19 protein-coding genes are annotated in these 18,669 nt (G+C 71.0%); 9 read left to right on the top strand and 10 right to left on the bottom strand.

Going from position 1 to position 18,669, the window contains the following annotated elements; all coding sequences use genetic code 11:
* Window positions 1-24: 24 nt before the first annotated feature.
* The gene (locus OHA37_RS13475; protein ID WP_266904944.1) at window positions 25-1,440 is read right to left on the bottom strand and encodes a class II fumarate hydratase; all 1,416 of its coding nucleotides are present in this window, start codon (window positions 1,438-1,440) and stop codon (window positions 25-27) included.
* 107 nt (window positions 1,441-1,547) lie between these two features.
* Between OHA37_RS13475 and OHA37_RS13470 the strand changes: the two genes are divergently transcribed.
* The gene (locus OHA37_RS13470; RefSeq protein WP_266904942.1) at window positions 1,548-3,095 is read left to right on the top strand and encodes a ricin-type beta-trefoil lectin domain protein; all 1,548 of its coding nucleotides are present in this window, start codon (window positions 1,548-1,550) and stop codon (window positions 3,093-3,095) included.
* Between the two features lie 93 nt (window positions 3,096-3,188).
* On the opposite strand, the gene OHA37_RS13465 is transcribed toward OHA37_RS13470, so the two are convergent.
* On the bottom strand, window positions 3,189-3,914 hold the full coding sequence (locus OHA37_RS13465; RefSeq protein WP_323182408.1) for a glycerophosphodiester phosphodiesterase: 726 nt from the start codon (window positions 3,912-3,914) through the stop codon (window positions 3,189-3,191).
* 146 nt (window positions 3,915-4,060) lie between these two features.
* Between OHA37_RS13465 and OHA37_RS13460 the strand changes: the two genes are divergently transcribed.
* Complete coding sequence (locus OHA37_RS13460) at window positions 4,061-4,477, top strand: hypothetical protein (protein ID WP_266904940.1); 417 nt, start codon at window positions 4,061-4,063, stop codon at window positions 4,475-4,477.
* Here the strand turns inward: OHA37_RS13460 and OHA37_RS13455 are convergent.
* Together OHA37_RS13455 and OHA37_RS13450 are read right to left on the bottom strand one after the other, a co-directional pair.
* Window positions 4,455-5,417 (bottom strand): hypothetical protein, encoded by a 963-nt coding sequence (locus OHA37_RS13455; protein ID WP_266904938.1) that lies wholly within the window; start codon window positions 5,415-5,417, stop codon window positions 4,455-4,457. The genes OHA37_RS13460 and OHA37_RS13455 overlap by 23 nt on opposite strands.
* Window positions 5,418-5,554: 137 nt before the next feature.
* Window positions 5,555-7,222 (bottom strand): fumarate hydratase, encoded by a 1,668-nt coding sequence (locus tag OHA37_RS13450; protein WP_266904936.1) that lies wholly within the window; start codon window positions 7,220-7,222, stop codon window positions 5,555-5,557.
* Window positions 7,223-7,372: 150 nt separating this feature from the next.
* Here OHA37_RS13450 and OHA37_RS13445 point away from each other — a divergent pair, with 150 nt between their 5' ends.
* The 3 genes from OHA37_RS13445 (at window position 7,373) to OHA37_RS13435 (ending at window position 9,310) form a co-directional block, all read left to right on the top strand.
* Window positions 7,373-8,044, top strand: a complete 672-nt coding sequence (locus OHA37_RS13445; protein WP_266904934.1) for a DUF1707 SHOCT-like domain-containing protein — start codon at window positions 7,373-7,375, stop codon at window positions 8,042-8,044.
* 120 nt (window positions 8,045-8,164) lie between these two features.
* Window positions 8,165-8,764: a TIGR03086 family metal-binding protein gene (locus OHA37_RS13440; RefSeq protein ID WP_266904932.1), complete on the top strand. Its 600-nt coding sequence runs from the start codon at window positions 8,165-8,167 to the stop codon at window positions 8,762-8,764.
* A 171-nt stretch (window positions 8,765-8,935) separates the two neighbouring features.
* Window positions 8,936-9,310: a WhiB family transcriptional regulator gene (locus OHA37_RS13435; protein WP_374213444.1), complete on the top strand. Its 375-nt coding sequence runs from the start codon at window positions 8,936-8,938 to the stop codon at window positions 9,308-9,310.
* Between the two features lie 89 nt (window positions 9,311-9,399).
* On the opposite strand, the gene glpX is transcribed toward OHA37_RS13435, so the two are convergent.
* Entirely contained in the window at window positions 9,400-10,431 is a 1,032-nt protein-coding gene (gene glpX, locus OHA37_RS13430; protein ID WP_243335787.1) for a class II fructose-bisphosphatase, read from the bottom strand.
* Window positions 10,432-10,642: 211 nt separating this feature from the next.
* On the opposite strand from glpX, the gene OHA37_RS13425 reads away from it, so the two are divergent.
* Window positions 10,643-11,161 carry a DUF4245 domain-containing protein gene (locus OHA37_RS13425; protein WP_266912750.1) on the top strand — a complete coding sequence of 173 codons (519 nt, stop codon included), beginning with the start codon at window positions 10,643-10,645 and terminating at the stop codon, window positions 11,159-11,161.
* A gap of 78 nt (window positions 11,162-11,239) precedes the next feature.
* On the opposite strand, the gene OHA37_RS13420 is transcribed toward OHA37_RS13425, so the two are convergent.
* From OHA37_RS13420 to OHA37_RS13405, 4 genes are all read right to left on the bottom strand, one after another.
* Window positions 11,240-11,830: a malonic semialdehyde reductase gene (locus tag OHA37_RS13420; protein WP_250742765.1), complete on the bottom strand. Its 591-nt coding sequence runs from the start codon at window positions 11,828-11,830 to the stop codon at window positions 11,240-11,242.
* Between the two features lie 99 nt (window positions 11,831-11,929).
* Entirely contained in the window at window positions 11,930-12,157 is a 228-nt protein-coding gene (locus OHA37_RS13415; protein ID WP_266904928.1) for an exodeoxyribonuclease VII small subunit, read from the bottom strand.
* 89 nt (window positions 12,158-12,246) lie between these two features.
* Complete coding sequence (gene xseA / locus OHA37_RS13410) at window positions 12,247-13,464, bottom strand: exodeoxyribonuclease VII large subunit (RefSeq protein WP_266904926.1); 1,218 nt, start codon at window positions 13,462-13,464, stop codon at window positions 12,247-12,249.
* 9 nt (window positions 13,465-13,473) lie between these two features.
* Window positions 13,474-14,925 (bottom strand): APC family permease, encoded by a 1,452-nt coding sequence (locus OHA37_RS13405; protein ID WP_266904924.1) that lies wholly within the window; start codon window positions 14,923-14,925, stop codon window positions 13,474-13,476.
* 87 nt (window positions 14,926-15,012) lie between these two features.
* Between OHA37_RS13405 and OHA37_RS13400 the strand changes: the two genes are divergently transcribed.
* Window positions 15,013-16,062, top strand: a complete 1,050-nt coding sequence (locus OHA37_RS13400; RefSeq protein WP_266904922.1) for a 4-hydroxy-3-methylbut-2-enyl diphosphate reductase — start codon at window positions 15,013-15,015, stop codon at window positions 16,060-16,062.
* 49 nt (window positions 16,063-16,111) lie between these two features.
* Complete coding sequence (gene ppgK, locus OHA37_RS13395; RefSeq protein WP_266904920.1) at window positions 16,112-16,861, top strand: polyphosphate--glucose phosphotransferase; 750 nt, start codon at window positions 16,112-16,114, stop codon at window positions 16,859-16,861.
* A gap of 27 nt (window positions 16,862-16,888) precedes the next feature.
* Here ppgK and OHA37_RS13390 read toward each other — a convergent pair whose 3' ends face one another.
* Window positions 16,889-17,380, bottom strand: a complete 492-nt coding sequence (locus tag OHA37_RS13390; RefSeq protein ID WP_443046159.1) for a DUF6542 domain-containing protein — start codon at window positions 17,378-17,380, stop codon at window positions 16,889-16,891.
* Between the two features lie 134 nt (window positions 17,381-17,514).
* Between OHA37_RS13390 and ychF the strand changes: the two genes are divergently transcribed.
* Window positions 17,515-18,603 (top strand): redox-regulated ATPase YchF, encoded by a 1,089-nt coding sequence (gene ychF, locus OHA37_RS13385; protein WP_266904918.1) that lies wholly within the window; start codon window positions 17,515-17,517, stop codon window positions 18,601-18,603.
* The last annotated feature ends 66 nt before the right edge of the window (window positions 18,604-18,669 follow it).

The following is an 18,669-nucleotide window of genomic DNA, read 5'->3' as shown; positions in this document are numbered from 1 at the left end:
CGGGACGGGGCGGCCCGGCCGGGGTCAGGGGTGGGTCATCCGCAGCACGTCCAGTGCTTCGTCGAGCTGCTCCAGGGTGAGGTCGCCGCGCTCCACGTAGCCCGACTCCAGGACGACCTCCCGGATCGTCTTGCGCTCGGCGAGGGACTTCTTGGCGACCTTGGCGGCCTCCTCGTAGCCGATGTACCGGTTCAGCGGGGTCACCACGGAGGGCGAGGACTCGGCGTACTCCCTGGCCCGGGCCGTATTGGCGGTGATTCCGTCCACGGTGCGGTCGGCCAGCAGGCGGCTCACGGAGCCCAGCAGCCGGATGGACTCCAGCAGGTTGCGGGCCATCACGGGGAGCATCACGTTGAGCTCGAAGTTGCCCGCGGCGCCCGCCACGGCGACCGCCGCGTCGTTCCCCATCACCTGGGCGGCGACCATCAGCGCGGCCTCCGGGACGACCGGATTGACCTTTCCGGGCATGATCGAGGACCCCGGCTGGAGATCCGGGAGATTGATTTCGGCCAATCCCGTGCGCGGGCCCGAGGCCATCCAGCGCAGGTCGTTGCAGATCTTGGTGAGTGATACGGCGACCGTACGGAGCATTCCGGACGTCTCTACGAGTGCGTCCCGGGCTCCCTGGGCCTCGAAGTGGTCCCGGGCCTCGGTCAGCGGCAGTCCCGTCGCCGCGGCCACCTCGGTGATCACGGCCGCGGAGAACCCGGGCGGGGTGTTGATCCCGGTGCCCACGGCGGTCCCGCCCAGCGGCAGTTCGGCCAGCCGGGGCAGGGCCGCGCGCAGCCGCTCGACGCCGTAGCGGAGCTGGACCGCGTACCCGCCGAACTCCTGGCCCAGGGTGACCGGGGTGGCGTCCATCAGGTGCGTCCGGCCGGCCTTGACCACCTGGGAGAACTCGGCGGACTTGCGCTCCATCGCGCCGGCCAGGTGCTCCAGGGCGGGGATGAGCTCGCCGGTGACGGCGGCCGTGGCGGCGATGTGGATGGAGGACGGGAAGACGTCGTTGGAGCTCTGGGAGGCGTTGACGTGGTCGTTGGGGTGCACGGCGCGGCCGAGCCGCTCGGTGGCCAGGGTGGCGATCACCTCGTTGGCGTTCATGTTGGACGAGGTGCCGGAACCCGTCTGAAACACGTCGACGGGGAACTGATCGTCCCAGCGGCCCTCGGCGACCTCGCCGGCCGCCGAGACGATCGCGGCGGCGATGTCCTCGTCGACCACGCCGAGCCGGGCGTTGACGGCGGCGGCCGCGGCCTTGATCCGGGCCAGCGCCTCGATGTGGGCGCGCTCCAGGCGCAGTCCGGAGACGGGGAAGTTCTCGACCGCGCGCTGGGTCTGAGCTCGCCATTTGGCGTGTGCGGGGACGCGTACGTCGCCCATGGAGTCGTGCTCGATCCGGAACGCCTCGGGGGCGTCGCCGGGCTGCTGATCTTCGGTCATCTGTGGTGCCTCCTCAAAAAGTTGAGCAATTGTCTTGTTCGGACTGTTCCCAACTCGCCTACCGGCCAGTAAATACCGGGGGTAACACCGAGATCGGGGAGGCGTTCATGGCACGTGCCCGTACACAATCAAGGATCAGACTCAGATCTACCTTCGCCGCCGTCGCGGCGGCGGCGGCCGCCCTCGGGGGCGTCACCGCCATCACCCCCATGGCCCACGCGTCGACCGGCGCGGGGCCCTCCGCGGCTGCCGCGGCCACATCCCTCACGCCCGAACTGGAGGCCATCCGGGCCGCCGAGGCCGTCAAGATCTACGGCGACTCCGCGATCCGCCCGCTCGCGGACCGCAAGACCGGCCTGATCTCGCTCGGCGACAGCGAGATCTCGGGCGAGGGCGTCGGCAACTACGACCCCGCCACCAACACCCCGTCCAACCAGTGCCACCGCTCGCCCGACGCGGCGATCCACCGCACCGGCATCGCGGCCGACTACACCTTCAACGCGGCCTGCTCCGGCGGCTACACGGGCAACATCAAGATCGGCGGCAGCAAGCAGTACGCCGACGAGCTGGTGCAGAGCGACAGCCTGGCCATCAAGGCCCGCAACACCAAGATCAAGATGGTGCTGCTCGTCGCCGGGGCCAACGACGACCTGCAGTTCGGTCCGGTCATGACCGACTGCGTCACCCGCTGGGTGCTCAGCCAGGGCACCTGCGAGCCGAAGTACGGTCCGGGATGGCAGGCACGCGTCGACGGGCTGAAGCCCAAGGTGCAGTCGACGATCGGCGACCTGAAGTCTGTCATGCGCGACGCCGGCTACGCCGACTCCGACTACAAGCTGGTCGTGATGGGCTACCCCAGCCCGATCGGCCCCGACTTCTACGACAACCCCGACTTCCCCGGCAAGCTCCCGGGCGGCTGCGCCGGCTACGACTCCGACGCGGCCTGGGGCCGCAACTACGCGGTGCCCACCTTCGAGAAGGGGATGCGCGCGGCCGCCCTCGCCGCGGGCGCCACCTACCTCGACAACTCGCGGCTCTTCCAGGGCCACGAGGTCTGCATGGAGGACAGCTGGGCCCGCGGCCTCTACCTCGACCTCGGGGACCACTTCCCGTGGGACGAGAACACCGCCCGCCAGTCCTTCCACCCCAACTACCGCGGCCACGGCGCCTTCGCGTCCTGTCTGACCCAGTTCTACTCCTCCGGCCTGCGCGAGGCTTCCTGCGCCGACCCGGCGAGCACCGGCACCCCCGTCCTGCAGGCCGGGGCCTGGGACGACCTGTACAAGCCGCTGAAGAACGAGGCGACGGGCAACTGCGTCGACTCCAACGGCGGCGCCAGCGCCAACAACACCAAGATCCTGGGCTGGGACTGCCACGGCGGCCGCAACCAGGGCTGGTGGTACGACTCCGCGAAGAAGTCCCTGCACATCGAGCTCACCCACGACCGCTGCCTGGACGCACCGGGCGCCACCTACGGCGGCGGCACCGCGCTGATCATCTGGAACTGCCACGGCGGCGCCAACCAGCAGTTCGTCCGCGACGGAGCCACCTTCCGGCCCGCCGCCGCCCCGGGCATGTGCCTGACGGTGGCCGCGGCCCACGAGCCGCTGCGCCTGCAGACCTGCAACGGCTCGGCCAACCAGCGCTTCGCGTAGCCCCCTGCGGACTCGGACCCGTACCCCCGTGGGTCCGATGATCCGGACGACCCCCACGCCCGGCCGGCGCACCCCGGCCGGGTCCTCATGGGCTCACATGTCGAGCAGCAGCTTGCGCACGTCCCGGGGCCGGTTGGTGATGAGCGTGTCCACGCCCAGGCGGATGCACAGCTCCACGTCCTCGGGCTCGTCCACGGTCCACACGCGCACCCGGAGCCCCTTCGCCTTCAGCCGGGCCACCAGCCCCGGATCCCGCCGTACGAGCTCGATGCCCGGGCCCGCGTGGGTGGCGTACGGGGGCCGGACCGGCCGGACCCTGTGCTCGATCAGGTACACGGCGGGCAGCCCCGGCGCGAGGCGGTGCATCCGGGTCAGCGCGGTCCGGGAGAAGCTCATCACCTCGACGCGGCCCGTGGAGCCGTCGGCGAGCCCGTACTCCCCGAGCAGTCGCACGAGCTCGGCCTCCAGCCGGCCGCCCGCGCGGGTGGGGTGCTTGGTCTCGACGGCCAGCCCGACGGGATACGGCGCGGCCAGCGCCTCCTTGACCAGGTCCTCGAAGAGCAGCACCCGGGCCCCGGCGTGCCCGGACCCCTTCCACGCCCCGAAGTCGAGGGCGCGCAGCTCCTCGTACGTCATCTCGGAGACGACCCCTCGCCCGTCGGAGGTCCGCTCGACCCGCCGGTCGTGCACACAGACCAGCCGGTGGTCGGCGGTCAGCCGTACGTCGCATTCGAGCGCGTCGGCCCCGTCGGCGATGGCCTGCCGGTAGGCCTCGATGGTGTGCTCGGCATGCTCGTGGGAGGCTCCGCGATGAGCGATGACCCGCGTGGCGCGGGCCGGGGGGGAGGTGGGTCGTCGCTGCCATACGGAAATCCTTGCAAACCGGGGTGAACGCGCTGGTGCGGGGTCGTGTCCCCGACGTTAACCGGATGCGGTGGCCCTACCGGGCAGGGCAGGGTGTCGCCATGCCGGAGCCGATGGCGGGATTCACGTACTGCGAGCCCTGCCCGCGCTGTGTCTTCCACGCGTGGCAGCTGATCGAGCGGGGCCGGCTGCTGTGGAGGTCCGAGTGGGAGTGCGACACCTGCGGCTTCGGAGCCCCGGACACGTGCAACCTCGACGAAGGGCCGGGCAGGCCACCGGAGCATGTCCGCGCGGCCGTGGTGGAGGCCGAGGGCACGGTCCTGCTCCAGGTGGGCGGCGCCCGCAGCGCGGCCCTGAAGGCCTTCCGCGACGAGCTCGGCCTGACGATGCAGGAGCTCCTGGCCGCCGTCCGCGACGGCTACCGCGCCACCCCTGTGGAGGCCCGCCACCTGATGGCCCTCCTCCAGGAGTCCGGCGGCCTCGGTGGGCCGGGTGTTACTGCGCCTCCGCCGCTGTGATGATGTCGTCGAGGCGCTTGGCTTCGCTCTCCAGGGTCTTCTGCTCCTCCTTGAGCTTCTCGGTGTTCTGCGCGATCTGGGTCTGCTGGTACGCGGTCTCCACCGTCACCCAGGTGCCGACGATGTTGGACTCCTTGCCGCAGGTCCAGGAGGCCACCGCCGTCTCGATCTCGTCCGGAGTGGCCTTCGGGGCGCTCCACTTCGGGTCGCCGATCGCGTCGAACGGACCCTTGTAGGCGCTGTAGCCCTTGGCGGCCATGCAGCCGGCCCACTGCTTCTCGGCGGCGGTCACCCGCGGATCCTTCTTGGCGGTCTCGAAAGAGCGCGCCTTGATCGCCGCGGCGGTCTCGGCGTGTCCGGCGCGGGCCTCGCCGCCGTTCGCGAGGTTGCGCTGGGACTCCTTGGCGCAGCCGCCCTCGGGCACCTTCATCCCGTTGTACGTGGTCAGGGGCTCGCCGCTGCCCTCCTTCATGCCGCGCAACACCTCCACGACAGCGGTCGGCTGGCGCACCATCTGGTCGCTGGTGAAGGCGCGGGGGTCACCCTGGGGCATGTGGAAGCCGTACTTCTGGGCGATGTCGAGCGAGGCGGGGGTGCCGTAGCGGCGGATGTGCGCGGAGCCCTGGACGACCGTCGAGGCGGGCAGTTGCTTCTGCTGCAGGCCGAAGCGGGAGAGGCACCGCTTGTTCAGCAGGTTGAGGGCCTGCCCGGTCCGTACGATCTGGTCGTCGGACACATCGTAGGCGTCGATCGGAAGGACCAGGCCGATCGTGGCGTCCCTCGCCTCGACCTTGCCGTCCTCGGGAACCCCGCTCTGCTCCCCGGCGGGCTGCGTCGCCCGGTCGCTCCCGGCCTTCTCGCCGCCGGAGCTGCAGGCGGTGGCGGTGAGGACCGCGAGAAGGGCCGCGGCCAGCCGGGGAGCGGAACGAGTCGTGATCATGGAGAGCCACCCTTGCGTGATCCCTGGAGTGCGTCAAGGGTCTCGCTCGGTCAACTCGCATACAGAACAGCGAATTGACGATGCGTCACACCATCCGGGGCGGGCGGGGCATCCGCCCGCCCCGGATGGGTGAACCGCTACGCCAGGCCCGGGCCGCGGACCGGGATGTGGGTGAAGGTGGGCTCCGGGGCGGGGTTCTGGAAGAAGTCGTTGCCCTTGTCGTCGACCACGATGAAGGCCGGGAAGTCCTCGACCTCGATCTTCCAGACGGCCTCCATGCCGAGCTCCTCGTACTCCAGGACCTCGACCTTCTTGATGCAGTCCTGGGCCAGGCGCGCCGCGGGGCCGCCGATGGAGCCGAGGTAGAAGCCGCCGTGCGCGCCGCACGCGTCGGTGACCTGCTGGGAGCGGTTGCCCTTGGCCAGCATGACCTTGGAGCCGCCCGCGGCCTGGAACTGCTCGACGTAGGAGTCCATGCGGCCGGCCGTGGTCGGGCCGAAGGAGCCGGACGCGTAGCCCTCGGGGGTCTTCGCGGGGCCCGCGTAGTAGACCGGGTGGTCCTTCAGGTACTGCGGCATCTCCGCACCGGAGTCGAGGAGTTCCTTGATCTTGGCGTGCGCGATGTCGCGGGCCACGACCAGCGGGCCGGTCAGGGAGAGGCGGGTCTTGACCGGGTGCTTGGTGAGGGTGGCGAGGATGTCGTCCATCGGCTGGTTGAGGTCGATGGAGACCACGTCCGCGGAGTCGTTCAGGTGCTCGTCCGTCGTTTCCGGGAGGAAGCGCGCCGGGTCCCGCTCCAGCTGCTCCAGGAAGACGCCCTCGGCGGTGATCTTCGCGGTGGCCTGGCGGTCCGCGGAGCAGGAGACGGCGATCGCGATCGGCAGGGACGCGCCGTGGCGGGGGAGGCGCACGACGCGGACGTCGTGGCAGAAGTACTTGCCGCCGAACTGCGCGCCGATGCCGATCCGCTGGGTCAGCTCGAAGACCTGCTGCTCCAGGGCCTCGTCGCGGAAGCCGTGGCCCAGGGGGGAGCCCTCGGTGGGGAGCTCGTCCAGGTAGTGGGCGGAGGCGTACTTCGCGGTCTTGAGCGCGTGCTCCGCCGAGGTGCCGCCGACCACGATCGCCAGGTGGTACGGCGGGCAGGCGGCCGTGCCGAGCGAGCGGATCTTCTCTTCCAGGAACTTCATCATGGAGGCCTCGTTGAGGACCGCCTTGGTCTCCTGGTAGAGGAAGGACTTGTTGGCGGAGCCGCCGCCCTTGGCCATGAAGAGGAACTTGTACGCGCCGCCGTCGGTCGCGTACAGCTCGATCTGCGCGGGCAGGTTCGAGCCGGTGTTCTTCTCCTCCCACATGGTCACCGGGGCCATCTGCGAGTAGCGCAGGTTCAGGCGGGTGTACGCGTCGAAGATGCCGCGGGACAGGGCCGCCTCGTCGCCGCCCTCGGTGAGGACGTTCTGGCCGCGCTTGCCCATCACGATCGCCGTGCCCGTGTCCTGGCACATCGGCAGGACGCCGGCCGCCGCGATGTTCGCGTTCTTCAGCAGGTCGAGGGCGACGAACTTGTCGTTCGCGCTGGCCTCGGGGTCGTCGATGATCCGGCGCAGCTGCGCGAGGTGCGCGGGGCGCAGGAAGTGCTGGATGTCGTGGATGGCCTCTTCGGCGAGCTTGCGCAGCGCCTCCGGCTCGACCTTGAGGAACGTGCGGCCGTCGGCCTCGAAGGTCGAGACGCCTTCGGAGGTCACCAGGCGGTACGGGGTGGAGTCCTCGCCCAGGGGCAGCAGGTCGGTGTACGCAAACTCTGGCATGACGGCAGTCATTCCCTCACTCGGCAGACGGCGCTGACGACCGTTTGGCAGCGCGGTATCCAGCGTAGGACCTCTTCCGGCGGCTTTTGTTGTGAGGTAAGGCTCACTGGTCAGTATCGCGATCTATCGTGTCTCGCTATGCTGGGGCGCGTGGACCTGGAAAAGCAGCCCCCCTCCGTACCGGCCCCCGCGCCGGCCCCCGCGCTGCGCGCCTCCGACGCGGACCGGGACCGGATCGCGCAGATCCTCGCCGACGCCGTCGCCGAGGGCCGGCTGACCCCCGAGGAGCACTCGGAGCGACTCGACTCGCTGTACGTGCTGAAGACGGTCGCCGAGCTGGACGTGCTCGTACGGGACCTGCCCGCTCCCGGCGCCGGGACCCGGCAGGAGGCGGCGCCCTATGCCGTGGGCGCCCCCGCCGGCGCCCCGGTCGAGACGATCGTGGCCGTGTGCAGCAGCTCCTCCCGCAAGGGGCGCTGGCGGCCGGGCGCGCACACCCGCGCGGTCTCCGTCATGGGCGACATCAGCATCGACCTGACCCAGGCGGTCTTCGAGCAGCAGGTCACCGAGATCAACGTGACCAGCATCCTCGGCAACGTCGAGATCCTGGTCCCGGAGAACGTCACCCTGCGCGGCTACGGCAGCGGGGTCCTCGGCAACTTCGAGGTGCGCGGCGACGGGCACGGCGAGACCGACCCGCAGGCCCCGGTCGTGATCGTCCGCGGCTTCGCGCTGCTGGGCAACATCGAGGCCCGCCCCAAGCTCGGCGCCCGCCTCGTGGACCTGGCGAACAGGCTCCGCAAGAGCTGGGAAGGCCGGTAGGGCGAGCCGCGGGCGTACGTGCCCCGGGGCGGGTCCGCTGATCGGGACGGAAGGCCGACACGCTGGCAACTTGCTCTGGAACCAGCCCCCTTGGCCGGTAGTTGCTCGTAGGGTCGGCCCATGACCGCATCCAAGTGGGACCTGCTCGACCAGGCGTACGACGCCCTGCGCTCCGTCGCCGTCGCCGTACCGGCCGATGCCCTGAACGCGCCGACGCCGTGCGATCAGTGGAATGTCAGCCAAGTGCTCCAGCACGCGGCGGGCGACCAGCTCGCCTACGCGGGCCGCCTCACCGGCGGCCCGGGACCGGCCGAGGACCCCTTCGCACCCACGGGCACCCTGACCGGCAGCCCCGCCGAACTGCTGGCGCCCGCCCTCGACGCGGCCGCCGAGGCCTTCGCTGGGGTCGAGCCGGGCACCGCCGAGGTGGCCGTCCCGCTGCCCCCGTTCACCCTCGACGCCGAGACCGCGGTCGCCGCTGCCGCCCTCGACGCGGCCGTGCACGCCTGGGACCTCGCGGTCGCCACCGGCCAGGCTTCCCCGCTGACCCCCGCCCTCGCGGCGGCCCTGAGCCCGGCCGCCCGGGTGCTCGCCGAGCCGCTGCGCGGGTTCGCGTACGGCCCGGCGCTCACCCCCGCACCCGATCCGGACGCCGATCCGGCCGGTGCGCTGCTCGCCTACCTCGGCCGGCGCCCCGACTGGACGCCGTCGCGCGCGTGACGTCCGGGTGACGGGAGCGCGGCCGGGCGGGGGCGCTCCGGGCCGGGCCGGGCGGGAGCACCTTTCGGTCGAACCGGCCGGATCGGCGGCACACGGTGCATAGGGGCGCGCGCAGCGGGTAGGGACAGGTGCGTCGCCTCTCGCTCGCGTATACGTCGTCAGGAGTAGACCGTGCCGCATCCGCCGCGCCAGTCCCTGCAGGTAGCCGCCGTCCAGAGTCTTCAGGGGCGCCCGGCGGCGGTCGTGCCGAAGCCTCGGGTGCCGGCCAGGGAAGAGGACGGTCCATGGCACGCGGACGCGGTGTGCCGGCGCGACGAGGCCGGGCTCTTCTTCGCCCCCTCCAAGGAGCCGACCGCCGCCCGGCTCTCCCGTGAGGACGCCGCCAAGCGGGTCTGTGCCCGCTGCCCCGTCATGGTCGCCTGCCGGGAGCACGCGCTGATCCAGCCCGAGCCCTACGGAGTCTGGGGCGGGCTGACGGCCGCCGAGCGCCGGGTGGTGCTGGCCCGCCGGCGGCGCCGGGCGGGGGAGCTGCGCGAAGCCTCGTAGGCCGCCGACGGCGGCGCAGGCATACGGAAGGGGCGCCCCCGCCGCACGCGGGAGCGCCCCTTCCGTGATGCCGTGCCGTCGTCCGCGGCCTACTTGGCGCGGTCGAAGTCGATCGCGCTGTACGCGCGGAGCTTCGAGAGGCGGTGGGTCGAGTCGATCTGCCGGATCGTGCCCGACTTCGAGCGCATGACCAGCGAGGAGGTCGTCGCGGTCTCCGAGCGGTAGTGGACGCCGCGCAGCAGCTCGCCGTCGGTGATGCCGGTGGCGACGAAGAACACGTTGTCGCCGGAGACCAGGTCGTCCGTGAACAGGACGCGGTCCAGGTCGTGGCCCGCGTCGATCGCCTTCTGGCGCTCGGCCTCGTCCTTGGGCCACAGCTTGCCCTGGATGGTGCCGCCCATGCACTTGATGGCGCAGGCCGAGATGATGCCCTCGGGGGTGCCGCCGATGCCGAGCAGCAGGTCGATGCCGCTGTCCTCCGTGACGGCCAGGACCGAGCCGGCGACGTCTCCGTCGGAGATGAACTTGATGCGCGCGCCGGTCTCGCGGATCTCCTTGACGATGCCCTCGTGGCGGGGGCGGTCGAGGATGATCACCGTGACGTCCTCCACGGCCATGTTCTTGGCCTTGGCGACGCGGCGGATGTTGACGGAGACCGGGGCGTTGATGTCGACGAAGTCGGCGGCCTCGGGACCGGTGACCAGCTTCTCCATGTAGAACACCGCGGACGGGTCGAACATGGTGCCGCGGTCGGCGGCCGCCAGAACGGCGATGGCGTTCGGCATGCCCTTGGCGTTCAGGGTGGTGCCGTCGATGGGGTCCACGGCGATGTCGACCTCGGCACCGGTGCCGTCGCCGACCCGCTCGCCGTTGAAGAGCATCGGGGCTTCGTCCTTCTCGCCCTCGCCGATGACGACGACGCCGTTCATCGAAACGGTGGAGATCAGGGTGCGCATCGCGTTGACGGCGGCACCGTCGGCGCCGAGCTTGTCACCGCGCCCGACCCAGCGGCCCGCGGCCATGGCGGCGGCCTCGGTGACCCGTACGAGTTCCAGGGCGAGGTTGCGGTCGGGTGCCTCCGGAGAGACTTCGAGCTGGGGCGGCAGGTTGTGCTCGGTCATCGGAGCGCACCTTTCTGTACGGCGACGGCCGGGAGTGAGGGTCCCTGGACTCTATCGGTACGTCGACATATTGAGCAGACCGGGTCACGTATGAGCGCCATATCGGTCAGCCGATTGTCCTGAGCGGACATCTTGCGCCGCCGGGGGCGCGCCATGGCGACCCCGGCGGTGATCGCCCCGGGCCATGCGGGACGATGGTGTCGTGGCAGGTATGAAGGGCAAGCAGACGGTCGTGGACATGATCCGGTCGCTGGCGGTGATCGGGCTCGTGGTCGGGGGGATCTATTTGGTCATCCCACATGACGAGAAGGCCGATCCGACGAAGGTGGTCGACTACCGCGTCGAAAGCCTCACGGCCCGGCGCGCGGCCCCGTACCCCGTGGCGGTGCCCGTCGGGCTGCCGCCCGAGTGGCGGGCGACCTCGGTCGGGTACGCGCGCAAGGACGCCAGCGCCTGGCACCTGGGCTTCCTGGACCCGGCGCAGCAGTACGTGGCGGTGGAGCAGTCCGCGGACGCCTCGGACAGGTACATCGGCAAGGTCACCCGGAAGGCGACGGCCACCGGGGAGACCCAGCAGGTCGGCGACCAGGTCTGGGAGCGCTGGGACGGCGAGAAGTACGACGCCCTCGTGCGCAAGGAGCAGGGCTACGTCACGGTGGTGACCGGGACGGCCTCCTTCGATCAGCTGGGCGCGATGGCCGCGGCGCTGGAGTTCAAGCAGGGTTCGTGAAGCAGGACGCGAAAAGGCCGCGCTCCCCGGGATTCCGGGGAGCGCGGCCTTTTGCGTTCACTGCCTGCGGGGCTGGGCTCAGACGGTCGTGATGACCTGGTCGAACTCCAGGCGCGGGGAGCGCGGGAACCAGGCGTCCTCGCCCGGCTTGCCGATGTTGATGACCATCAGCGGGGTGTGGTCGCCGTCCAGGAACTCCTTCTGGATGCCGGCGAAGTCCAGGCCGGTCATCGGGCCGGCGGCCAGGCCGGCGGCGCGGACGCCGATGATGAAGTACGCGGCCTGCAGGGCGGAGTTGACCAGCGCGGACTGCTCGCGGACCGGGCGCTCGGAGAAGAAGGCGTCCTTGGCCTGCGGGAAGTGGGGGAGCAGCTGCGGGAGCTCCTCGTGGAACTCGTTGTCCGCGGACAGGATCGCGACCAGCGGGGCGGCGGCGGTCTTGGCCTGGTTGCCCTCGGCCATGTGCTTCACGAGGCGCTCGCGGGCCTCGGGGGAGCGGACCAGGGTGATGCGCAGCGGCGTCTGGTTGAAGGCGGTCGGGCCGAACTTCACCAGGTCGTAGATCGCCTGGACCTGCTCCTCGGTCACCGGCTCGTCGGAGAACGTGTTGGCGGTGCGGGCCTCGCGGAAGAGGAGGTCCTGAGCGGCGGCGTCGAGAACGAGAGACATCGGAAAGCCTTCTTCTGTGCGGGACTGCTGAAGCGATGTCCTGAGACTACGACGCAAGTAGATGAAAATTCAACTAAATATCTCGGCAGGTGAGCGGGATCACTCCCCGTCGGCCCCCTCCGCCGCCTCGCGCGCCGCCAGCGCCGAGTCCAGCCGGGCGCGGGCCCCCTCCAGCCAGTGGCGGCACACCTTCGCGAGCTCCTCGCCGCGCTCCCAGAGCGCGAGGGAGTCCTCCAGCGAGGTGCCGCCGGCCTCCAGCTTGCGGACGACCTCGATCAGCTCGTCCCGGGCCTGCTCGTACCCCAGCGCCGTATCGGTCTCGGCCATTCCCGCTCCCACCTTAACTCCGAAGATCAACAAATTGTTGCGACAGTGTGTCGCGTTTCGGGCCCCCTGCGCGGGGCCCTATGCGGGCCCTATGCGGAGTCCTCCGCGACCTCCACCGAGAACGCGCCCTCCGCCACCCGCGCCCGCAGCACGTCGCCCGCCGACACGTCCTCGGGCGAGCGCACCACGTGCCCGTCGGCCCGCTGCAGCACCGCGTACCCGCGCTCCAGCGTGGCGGCCGGGGACAGCGCCACCACGCGGGCGAGGGTGTGCGCCAGCTCCGAATCGGCCCGGTCCAGCAAGTGCCCCAGGGTCCGGCGGCCGCGCGCCAGCAGCGCGTCCACCTCCGCCTCCCGGGTCTCCACCATCCGCTGGGGGTGGACGAAGACCGGCCGCGCGAGCGCGTGCGCGAGGCCGCGCTCCTCCCGGTCGAGCAGCCCGCGCACCGCGCGCAGCCCCCGGCCCTGCAGCTGGCGCACCCGCTCCAGCTCCTCGCCCACGTCCGGGACCACCTTCTTCGCCGCGTCCGTGGGCGTGGACGCCCGCAGGTCCGCGACCAGGTCCAGCAGCGGGGAGTCCGGCTCGTGCCCGATCGCCGAGACCACGGGCGTACGGGCCGCCGCGACGGTCCGTACGACCTCCTCGTCGGAGAAGGGCAGCAGGTCCTCCACGCTGCCGCCGCCGCGCGCCACGATGATCACGTCCACCTCTGGCATGGAGTCCAGCTCCTTGACCGCCTGGATCACCTGGGGCACCGCGTGCACCCCCTGGACGGCCACGTTGCGGACCTCGAAGCGGACCGCCGGCCACCTGCGCCGGGCGTTCTCCAGGACGTCGCGCTCGGCCGCCGAGGCCCGCCCCACCACCAGCCCGATCAGCTGCGGCAGGAACGGCAGCGGCTTCTTGCGGTCCAGCGCGAAGAGCCCCTCGGAGGCGAGGGAGCGCTTGAGCCGCTCCAGCCGGGCGAGCAGCTCGCCGATGCCCACGGGCCGTATCTCGGTGGCCCGCAGGGACAGCTGCCCGCGCGGGGCGTACCACTCGGGCTTGGCGAGCACGACGACGCGCGCGCCCTCCGTCACGGAGTCCGCGACCTCGTCGAAGACCTGCCGGTAGCAGGTCACGCTCAGGGAGATGTCGTGCGAGGGATCGCGCAGCGTCAGGAAGACCACCCCCGCTCCCGGCCGCCGCGAGAGCTGCGTGATCTGCCCTTCCACCCATACCTGACCGAGCTTGTCGATCCAGCCCCCGATGAGCCGGGACACCTGACCGACCGGCAGCGGCGCGTCAGCCGACGAATTCAGACCCATGCACGCAGGCTAACCGCCCGCACCGACACCGGCGTCGGGCCGGGAGCCCTCGCCGTGCCCGCGTCGCCCCCGCTGGGCCACCAGGACGCCCAGGCCCACCAGCAGCCACACCGCCCCCACGAGTTGCGCCGTCCAGGAGGCCTCGACGATCACCGCGATGGTCACGGCGGCGCCGATGACCGGGATCACCAGGTGCTTGAACCAGTTCGGAGCCCCCTCGCGGCGCTTGACCACGAACCAGCCCACCACCGAGGCGTGCAGCAGGGTGAAGGCCACCAGCGCCCCGATGTCGACCACCGAGACCAGGTGGTCCAGCCCGTCGTCGCGCCGGGCCGCCCACACGGCCGCGATCATGGTGACCGTCGCCGCCAGCAGCAGGGCCGACCGCGGGGTCCCGTGCGAGGTGCGGGCGAGGAACCGCGGCAGCCGCCGCTCGCGGGCCATCGCGAAGAGCAGCCGGCCCGCCGCGGCCTGCCCGGCCAGCGCGGCGAAGGCGGCCCCGATGGCCTTGCTGATCGCGACCAGGTCGTGCAGCCACATCCCCACGGAGGCCTCGACGGTCGTGTAGAAGGCCGCGCCCTGCTTCCCCGGGTCGGCCGCCAGCTCCGCCGCCGACAGGGGGCTGAGGAGGGCCGCCAGGTAGGTCTGGGCGACGAACAGCACGCCGGTGAGCGCCAGGCAGAACAGCACCGCCCGCGCCACCTTCGCGCTGCCGCCGGTGACCTCCTCGGCGAAGGAGGCGATGGCGTCGAAGCCCAGGTAGGACAGGACCGCCACCGAGACCGCACCCAGCACGGCGGCCGTGGAGAACCCGCCGAGCGAGCCGTCCCCGGTGAAGGGGGAGAGCCAATCCCGGTGCGCCGCGCCCCGGACCAGTACGGTCACCGCCGAGACCAGGAACACCAGCAGGACCGCGATCTCCATGGCCAGCACGGCGAAGCCCACGCGCGCGGCGGTCCGTACGCCCCACAGGTTGAGCGCGGTGGTCACGACCACCGCCAGGGCCGTCCACACCCACCGGGAGACCTCCGGGACCAGGGCGTTCATGGCGATGCCGGAGAAGAGGTAGGCGACCGCCGGGATCAGCAGGTAGTCCAGCATCGCCATCCAGCCGGCGATCAGCCCGGGACCCTCGCCGAGGCCCTTGCGGGCGTACGTGAACACGGAGCCGGCCTGCGGGGCCACGCGCACCATCTGCGCGTAGGAGAAGGCCGTGAAGGCCATGGCCACCGTCGCGACGAGGTAGACGAGGGCGACGGCGCCGTGTGATTTGGCGTCGAGGGTGCCGAAGACGCCGACCGGGGCCATGGGGGCGATGAAGAGCAGCCCGTAGACCACCAGGTCCCGGAATCCGAGACTGCGGCGCAGCGAGGTGCCGGGCGCGGCGGAGGGTCCGCCGGACGGGCCGCCGGACGAGCCGGGCGGGCCGGGCGGCGTACTGGGATCCGTCGCGGACGCCATCTTTCCTCCGGAGGTAAGGCAGGTGCGGATGTTCGACCCAGTTTGTGCCGAACGGGCGACCCCCGGCCTCCTGGACACCCCCGTACGATGGAGCCCATGACTGCTGACGCCCCCGCTCCCGCATCCCGCCGCGTTCTCCTCGCCGCCCCGCGCGGCTACTGCGCGGGCGTGGACCGAGCCGTGATCGCCGTCGAGAAGGCTCTCGAACAGTACGGCGCGCCCGTCTACGTGCGGCACGAGATCGTCCACAACAAGTACGTCGTGCAGACCCTGGAGCGGAAGGGAGCCATCTTCGTCGAGAAGACGGAGGAGGTCCCCGAGGGCTCCATCGTGATGTTCTCCGCGCACGGCGTGGCCCCCGTGGTGCACGAGGAGGCGGCGCGCGGCAAGCTCGCGACGATCGACGCGACCTGCCCGCTGGTCACCAAGGTCCACAAGGAAGCGATCCGCTACGCGAACGAGGACTTCGACATCCTCCTCATCGGCCACGAGGGCCACGAGGAGGTCGTCGGCACCTCCGGCGAGGCCCCGGACCACATCACCATCGTGGACGGCCCGCACGACGTGGAGAAGGTCACCGTCCGCGACGAGTCGAAGGTCGTGTGGCTGTCGCAGACCACCCTCTCCGTCGACGAGACGATGGAGACGGTCGACGCCCTGAAGACCAAGTTCCCGCTGCTCGTCTCGCCGCCCAGCGACGACATCTGCTACGCCACCTCGAACCGCCAGGAGGCGGTGAAGGTGATGGGCAAGGACTGCGACCTGGTCATCGTCGTCGGCTCCAAGAACTCCTCGAACTCCATCCGCCTCGTCGAGGTCGCCCTCGACGCGGGCGCGAAGGCCTCGTACCTCGTGGACTTCGCGAGCGAGATCGACGAGGCCTGGCTCCAGGGCGTCACCACCGTCGGTCTGACCTCGGGCGCCTCGGTGCCGGAGGTGCTGGTCGAAGAGGTGCTGGAGTGGCTGGCCGTGCGCGGGTACGCGGACGTGGAGATCGTCAAGACGGCCGAGGAGTCCATCGTCTTCTCCCTGCCCAAGGAACTGCGCCGGGACCTGCGCGCGGAGGCGGCGGAGCTCGTGGCGGTTCCGGATGCGGCTTCGGATGCGGCTTCGGGCGCTTCGGGCGTACAGAAGTAGGCATCTCCCCGGCAGGGCGCTCCGGCGGGTCTTTTCGTACGGTGAGTCCATGGAGATCTTCGGCGTGGACATCGGCGGTTCCGGGATCAAGGGCGCTCCCGTGGACCTGAACCGTGGCGACCTGGCGCAGGAGCGCCACAAGGTACTGACACCGCAGCCGGCCACCCCCGACGGGGTGGCCGGCTGCGTCGTCGAGGTGGTGCGCCACTTCGACTGGGACGGCCCGGTGGGGGTCACCTTCCCCGGGGTGGTCACGGGCGGGGTGACCCGGTCGGCGGCCAACATGGACAAGGCCTGGGTCGGTGTGGACACGGCGGCGCTGCTCTCCGCGCGCCTCGACGGCCGTGCGGTGACGGTCCTGAACGACGCGGACGCGGCCGGGGTCGCGGAGATGGCCTACGGGGCGGGGCGCGGGGTCGACGGCACGGTCATCCTGCTCACGCTGGGCACCGGGATCGGCAGCGCGCTCTTCACGGGCGGGCACCTGGTGCCCAACAGCGAGCTGGGCCACCTGGAGCTGAAGGGCCACGACGCGGAGACGCGGGCCTCGGTGAAGGCGAAGGACGACGGGGACCTGACCTGGGAGCGCTGGGCGCACCGGGTGGGGAAGTACCTGGCACACGTGGAGATGCTGTTCTCCCCGGACCTCTTCATCATCGGCGGCGGCGTGAGCCGCAAGCCGGAGAAGTTCCTGCCGCTGATCGAGGGCGTCCGGGCACGGATCGTGCCGGCGGAGCTGCAGAACAACGCGGGCATCGTGGGCGCGGCGATGGCGGCGCGCTCGGCGTCGCCGAAGTAGCTGCCTTCCCCTCCCTTCCCTCCCCGCTCAGGCGACGCGGCGGGGCATCCGGCGGCGGCCGATGAGGACGGCCTTGCGCACCACCGCGATCAGCGCGGCCACGAGCGTGCCGGCGTACAGCCAGCCGGCGTGCAGGGACAGCGCGGACACCAGCCCCATCACCTCGCCGGCGAAGCCGCCGGAGCCGCCCGACACGGGCCACACTCCGGCGGCGAAGGCGATCGGGGCGGTGATCGGCGCGGTGATGAGGTCGGCGGGGCGCACCCACAGGGCGGTGGCGGCCGCGACGGGCAGGAAGAACAGGCCGTAGAGGAACAGCGAGGCGTCGAACAGCAGCCAGTCGAGGCCGCCGATCAGGAACATCGCGGCGCAGGCGAAGAGCCCGCCGCCGATCCCGGTCAGCCGGGGCCGCGGCAGTCTGCGTACCGTTGCGGGCGCTCGCTGGGGGGACCGCTCGGCAGACCGCTCGGCAGACCGCTCCGCTGGGTGACGTTCCGTACGCGCCTTGTATCGCTCCACCCCCCAAAACTAGGCGGGGAGGCCTCCGATCGCGTGCCCGGACACGCGTACATCCGTGCCCCCTCATCGGAAAGTAAACTGCTCCTTGGCCCACTCCGGGCCGCCGCCCCCTCCAGCTACGGGAAGTCGCCAACGTGTCGCTCACGATCGGAATCGTCGGCCTGCCGAATGTCGGCAAGTCGACCCTGTTCAACGCCCTGACCAAGAACGACGTGCTGGCGGCCAACTACCCGTTCGCCACGATCGAGCCGAACGTCGGCGTCGTCGGCGTTCCGGACGCCCGCCTCGGCGTCCTGGCCGGCATCTTCGGTTCCGCCAAGCTCCTCCCGGCGACGGTCGACTTCGTCGACATCGCGGGCATCGTGCGCGGTGCGTCGGAGGGCGAGGGCCTCGGCAACAAGTTCCTCGCGAACATCCGCGAGTCGGACGCGATCTGCCAGGTCATCCGCGCCTTCAAGGACGAGAACGTCGTCCACGTCGACGGCAAGGTCTCGCCGAAGGACGACATCGAGACCATCAACACCGAGCTGATCCTCGCGGACCTCCAGTCCATCGAGAAGGCGGTGCCGCGCCTGACGAAGGAGTCCCGCCTCCAGAAGGAGAAGGTCGCGGTCCTGGCGGCCGTCGAGAAGGCCACGAAGATCCTCGAAGCGGGCGACACCCTCTTCTCGCACGGCATCACGAAGGGCACGGAGCAGGGCGACCTCCTCCACGAGCTGCACCTTCTCACGGTCAAGCCGTTCCTCTACGTCTTCAACGTCGACGAGGACGAGCTGACGGACGACGCCTTCAAGGCCGAGCAGAGCGCGCTGGTGGCCCCGGCCGAGGCGATCTTCCTCAACGCCAAGCTGGAAGCGGAGCTCATCGAGCTCGAAGACGACGAAGCCCTGGAGCTCCTCCAGTCGGTCGGCCAGGAGGAGCCCGGCATGGCCACCCTCGGCCGCGTCGGCTTCGCCACCCTGGGCCTGCAGACCTACCTGACGGCCGGCCCGAAGGAAACCCGCGCCTGGACCATCAAGAAGGGCGCCACCGCCCCCGAGGCCGCCGGCGTGATCCACACCGACTTCCAGCGCGGCTTCATCAAGGCGGAGATCATCTCCTTCGAGGACCTGGTCGCCTGCGGCTCGGTCGCCGAGGCCCGCTCCAAGGGCAAGGCCCGCATGGAGGGCAAGGATTACATCATGCAGGACGGCGACGTGGTGGAGTTCCGCTTCAACGTGTAATCACCTCGTTGCCGCAAGTTGGCTAGCTTCGTCAAACGTGCAGGTCAGAAGGGGTCGGACTCGGGT

The organism is Streptomyces sp. NBC_00335, from assembly GCF_036127095.1.
Classification (GTDB): Bacteria; Actinomycetota; Actinomycetes; order Streptomycetales; family Streptomycetaceae; genus Streptomyces.
The sequence above is the reverse complement of the archived record's forward strand: the minus strand, read 5'-3'. Positions and strand labels throughout refer to the sequence as shown.

Coding starts and splice junctions, on each gene's coding strand:
- OHA37_RS13475 (WP_266904944.1), bottom strand. CDS start 1,440: ATGACCGAAGATCAGCAGCCCGGCGACGCCCCCGAGGCGTTCCGGATC.
- OHA37_RS13470 (WP_266904942.1), top strand. CDS start 1,548: ATGGCACGTGCCCGTACACAATCAAGGATCAGACTCAGATCTACCTTC.
- OHA37_RS13460 (WP_266904940.1), top strand. CDS start 4,061: ATGCCGGAGCCGATGGCGGGATTCACGTACTGCGAGCCCTGCCCGCGC.
- OHA37_RS13455 (WP_266904938.1), bottom strand. CDS start 5,417: ATGATCACGACTCGTTCCGCTCCCCGGCTGGCCGCGGCCCTTCTCGCG.
- OHA37_RS13450 (WP_266904936.1), bottom strand. CDS start 7,222: ATGCCAGAGTTTGCGTACACCGACCTGCTGCCCCTGGGCGAGGACTCC.
- OHA37_RS13440 (WP_266904932.1), top strand. CDS start 8,165: ATGACCGCATCCAAGTGGGACCTGCTCGACCAGGCGTACGACGCCCTG.
- glpX (WP_243335787.1), bottom strand. CDS start 10,431: ATGACCGAGCACAACCTGCCGCCCCAGCTCGAAGTCTCTCCGGAGGCA.
- OHA37_RS13425 (WP_266912750.1), top strand. CDS start 10,643: ATGAAGGGCAAGCAGACGGTCGTGGACATGATCCGGTCGCTGGCGGTG.
- OHA37_RS13420 (WP_250742765.1), bottom strand. CDS start 11,830: ATGTCTCTCGTTCTCGACGCCGCCGCTCAGGACCTCCTCTTCCGCGAG.
- OHA37_RS13415 (WP_266904928.1), bottom strand. CDS start 12,157: ATGGCCGAGACCGATACGGCGCTGGGGTACGAGCAGGCCCGGGACGAG.
- xseA (WP_266904926.1), bottom strand. CDS start 13,464: ATGGGTCTGAATTCGTCGGCTGACGCGCCGCTGCCGGTCGGTCAGGTG.
- OHA37_RS13405 (WP_266904924.1), bottom strand. CDS start 14,925: ATGGCGTCCGCGACGGATCCCAGTACGCCGCCCGGCCCGCCCGGCTCG.
- OHA37_RS13400 (WP_266904922.1), top strand. CDS start 15,013: ATGGAGCCCATGACTGCTGACGCCCCCGCTCCCGCATCCCGCCGCGTT.
- ppgK (WP_266904920.1), top strand. CDS start 16,112: ATGGAGATCTTCGGCGTGGACATCGGCGGTTCCGGGATCAAGGGCGCT.